The 3,974-nt window shown below is 73.7% G+C and carries 4 protein-coding genes; 2 read left to right on the top strand and 2 right to left on the bottom strand.

The window, feature by feature from the left end:
- Positions 1-206: 206 nt before the first annotated feature.
- A complete protein-coding gene (locus L6241_RS16180) occupies positions 207-1,259 on the bottom strand; it encodes an alpha/beta hydrolase (RefSeq protein ID WP_368247082.1) in 1,053 nt (350 codons plus the stop codon).
- Positions 1,256-1,765, bottom strand: a complete 510-nt coding sequence (locus tag L6241_RS16175; RefSeq protein ID WP_368247081.1) for a VOC family protein — start codon at positions 1,763-1,765, stop codon at positions 1,256-1,258. Before L6241_RS16175 ends, L6241_RS16180 begins: the two co-directional genes overlap by 4 nt.
- A 165-nt stretch (positions 1,766-1,930) precedes the next feature.
- Here L6241_RS16175 and ggt point away from each other — a divergent pair, with 165 nt between their 5' ends.
- Both ggt and L6241_RS16165 read left to right on the top strand, forming a co-directional pair.
- On the top strand, positions 1,931-3,793 hold the full coding sequence (ggt, locus tag L6241_RS16170) for a gamma-glutamyltransferase (RefSeq protein ID WP_368247080.1): 1,863 nt from the start codon (positions 1,931-1,933) through the stop codon (positions 3,791-3,793).
- Between the two features lie 63 nt (positions 3,794-3,856).
- Positions 3,857-3,974: leucine zipper domain-containing protein (locus L6241_RS16165; RefSeq protein ID WP_368247077.1), on the top strand; the 118-nt coding region annotated here is incomplete at its 3' end.

The following is a 3,974-nucleotide window of genomic DNA, read 5'->3' as shown; positions in this document are numbered from 1 at the left end:
GTCAGACCCAGCCGGGTGATCGCGGTGATGACCAGCTTGGCTTTCAACACCTACGTATCGCAGCCGTCCCGGAGTATTCACATGTCGCGAGACATGCCTTTCACATGTCGTGAGACTCCACACTGCCCCCGCTACCACCCGCGAAGGGCCCGGACCATCTGGTCCGGGCCCTTCGTCGTGCTCCGGCGCCTCGCGGCACCGGCCGATCAGACGGCGAGAGTCGTGGCGCCCGAGGCGTGCGCGTGGCTCGCCTCGACGATCCCTCGCACGACGGCGAGCTCGGACTCGTCACGCGGCCCGAAGACCATCATGAAGCCGGGCGAGAGCCGGGTGCCGGCCCACATGTGCGGGCGGCCCCACCCCTTCGCCGAGACGTCCGCGGCGAGATCGGCCGGGAGCACGAGGTGCATCGACCCGTCGTGCGCCGGGTGGAGGTGGGCGAACTCTCCGACCTCCGCCACGAGGTAGGCCTGCAGCTCGACGGGCGCCGTCTGAGACTCCTGCTGCTGCGGGATGGTCCAGCTCACCGCGGGGCGCGGGCCGGCACGGTGAGGCAGCTCGCCGCCGAGGGTCGGCCAGGTCGGTGCCGGACGGGCGCCGGCCTCGACCGCTCCCTGGTGCATGACGTGACCGAGCCGGTGGGCGACCCACTCGGCGAGCCGCTGCACGACCTCGGCGGTCAGCTGGTGGCCGCCGGGCTGGCGCAGCGCCACGGTCGGGGCGCCCGACTCGGACAGGAGGTACTGCCAGGTCCGGTCGAGCAGCTCGCGGGGGATGACGTGGTCCGCGTCCCCCTGTGCGACGAAGACCGGCAGGTGGGCGAGCTGACCGGGGTCGGTGCTCAGGCCGGCGTCGAAGGGCAGGGTGCCGTAGAGGACCGCCGCGCCGGCGTACCGCGCGGGGTCGGCGAGCACGAGCGCGCCCGCGAAGGCCGCGCCCCCGCTGAAGCCCACGAGGACGACGGGGCGCCCGGCGGGGGCGACCTCGTCCAGCCATTGGCCGAACCACGCGGTTGTCTCGCGCAGCGAGTCGACCTGGGGCCGCCCGATGCCGTGGTTGGCGAACCACGCGTAGCCGCCGCCCTCGGCGATGGGGGCGCGGACGGCCGCGTAGGCCACCCCGGTCGGCAGGTGCGGCGCCAGCGTGAGGATCTGCTGCTCGTCCGAGCCGCGGCCGTGCAGCAGCACGACGAGCGGGGCGGTCGGGTCGGTCGACCCGTGGGTCGCGACGACGGCAGGGGCGAAGGGGGCCGAGCTCATGCCACGTCCACCGGGACGAGCTCTGCGGCGGTGCGCACGCCCGCCCAGCGGGCGATGTCGGCGTCGAGGTCGAGGGGCTCGACCGGGGCGCTGTCCTCGAAGTCGCCCCAGCTCGCGCGGGGGAGCATCCACATGATCTCGAACTCGTTGCCGTCGGGGTCGGCGCCGTAGACGCTCTTCGTCGCGCCGTGGCTCGACTCGCCGGTGTACGCCTCGAGCTCGAGGAGCGTGGTGCGGGCCTGCGCCAGCTCGTCGATCGTGTCGAGCTGCCAGGCGAGGTGGTACAGACCGATCGACCCGCGGGGGCGAGGCGGCTGCTGCCCGACGCCGAAGAGACCGAGGTCGTGGTGGTTGCCCGATCGGGGCAGGCGCAGGAAGGCTGCCTCGGCGCGGGGCTCGCGGGCCATGACGACCATGCCGAAGGCGCGGGCGTAGAAGTCGACGCTGCGCTCGAGGTCGGCGACGAAGAGCACGGCGTGGTTGAGACGGACGGGGCTGACGGTCACGAGGACGTCCTTCGGGTCGCTGATGGTTGTTGCTCTAACCAACAGCGTACCCCAAGAAGTTGTTCCTTCAACGATGCCGCCGCCCAGCGCCCCCGCTCGCCCCCGGGAGGCGAGATCGGGCGACCTGGGCCACGATGGAGACCCCGCGTCATCACAGGAGCTGACATGGCCGAGATCTCCCGTCGTACCGTCCTCACCGCGACCGGGGCGGGCGCCGTCGGCGCGCTCGCCGCCCCCGCTGCGGGAGCCGCGCCGGCACCCCCTTCGTCCCGCCGTCACCGCCCCCACCACCCGCGGCCGGTCCCCGAGCCGCTCAAGGTGCCCGAGGCGATCGGGTCCGGGGGAGCGGTGTCGAGCGTCGACCCCTACGCGAGCGAGGTGGGCATCCAGGTCCTGCGCTCGGGCGGCAACGCCGTCGACGCCGCGATCGCCATGGCGGCCACCCTCGGCGTCACCGAGCCGTACTCGTGCGGGCTGGGCGGCGGCGGCTTCCTCGTCTACCACCAGACCCGCACCGGGCGGACGTGGACGATCAACGGGCGCGAGACGGCGCCCGCGAGCTTCACCGACACCTCGCTCACCGACGGGGCCGGCACCGCCCTCCCCTTCGACGCGGCGGTGAGCTCCGGGCTGTCCGTCGGCGTCCCCGGCACCCCGCTGACCTGGGAGGTCGCGGCCCGCCAGTTCGGCCGTCGCAGCCTGCGCCAGCTGCTGCGCCCCGCCGAGGAGCTCGCCCGTCGCGGCTTCGTCGTCGACGCGTACTACCGCAGCCACACCGAGTCCAACGAGGAGCGCTTCCGCCGCTTCCCCGAGACCGCGCGGGTCTACCTGCCCGGCGGGCGGGTCCCCGACGTCGGTGACACGATGCGCAACCCCGATCTCGCCGACACCTACGCCCTCATCCGTCGTCACGGCGTCGGCGAGCTCTACCGCGGGCGGGTCGCCCGGGCGATCGTCGACGAGGTGCGCAGCCCCACGACCGCGCCCGGCGTCGACGTCTACCGCGGGCAGCTGACGATGCGCGACCTCGAGCGCTACCGGGCGCCGGTCCAGGCCCCGACCCGGGTGCGCTACCGCGACCACGACGTGCGCGGCATGGACGTGCCGAGCTCGGGCGGCATCGCCGTCGGCCAGATCCTGCTGCTCATGCGCGCCTACGAGGAGCGCACCGGGCGGCGGGTGCGCGACCTGCCCGAGGCCGACTACTACCACTGGTTCTCCGAGGCGAGCGCGACCGCCTTCGCCGACCGCAACCGCTACGTCGGCGATGTGCCCGGCGTCCCGGTCGACGAGCTGCTCTCGGCCGGCTACGCCCGGGAGCGCGCGCTGCTCTTCGACCCGCAGCGGGCGATGGCCCGGCCCGTCCCCTTCGGCTCGCCGGACGGCGACTACGAGGACGCCCCCGGCGGGGGCGGCCGGCAGGGTCAGCCCACCCAGGGCCAGTCGACGACCCATCTCAACGTCGTCGACCGGTGGGGCGACGTCGTCTCCTACACGCTGACGATCGAGCAGACCGGTGGCTCGGGCATCACCGTGCCCGGCTACGGTTACCTGCTCAACAACGAGCTCACCGACTTCGACTTCGTGCCGCTCACCCCGGGCGTGCCCGACCCCAACCTGCCCGGTCCCGGCAAGCGGCCGCGCTCGTCGATGAGCCCGACGGTCGTCCTGCGCGACGGGCGCCCGGAGGTCACCGCGGGCACCCCCGGTGGCGCGACGATCATCACGAGCGTCGCCCAGATCCTCCTGGGCTACCTCGACCGCGACCTCGACCTCGTCGACGCCATCGCGGCACCCCGGCTCAGCTCGCGCAACGCCGCCGAAGGGGCGGACCTGGGTCTGGCGACGAGCCCCGTCGGGGTGGAGCTCACCGCCCGCGGTCACCGGCTCTCGCCGCAGCGCTGGATCGGCAACGCCTCGGGGGTGGCGGTCGAGGGACGCTCCCTCGTCGCGGCCGCCGAGACCGTGCGCGGGGACGGCGGGGCGGCCCGGGTCGTGCGCGGTCGCCGTGGCCACGGACGGCACTAGCTGTACTCGGCCGAGAGGTTGGTGACGCGTAGGCGTTGACGAGGAGGAGAACCTCCGAGTGAGGTGTGGATTGTCGAAGTCCCGCCCGACCCGGAGGTTCTCGTGGCCCACGCTAACGCCCGTCTCAATGTTCATGGTCGCCGTCTGCTGGTCGACCGAGTCCGCCGCCAGGGGTGGGCGG

Origin of the sequence: Janibacter sp. Y6 (assembly GCF_040900765.1) — a bacterium.
In the GTDB taxonomy this organism is placed as follows: Bacteria; Actinomycetota; Actinomycetes; order Actinomycetales; family Dermatophilaceae; genus Marihabitans; species Marihabitans melonis.
The sequence above is the reverse complement of the archived record's forward strand: the minus strand, read 5'-3'. Positions and strand labels throughout refer to the sequence as shown.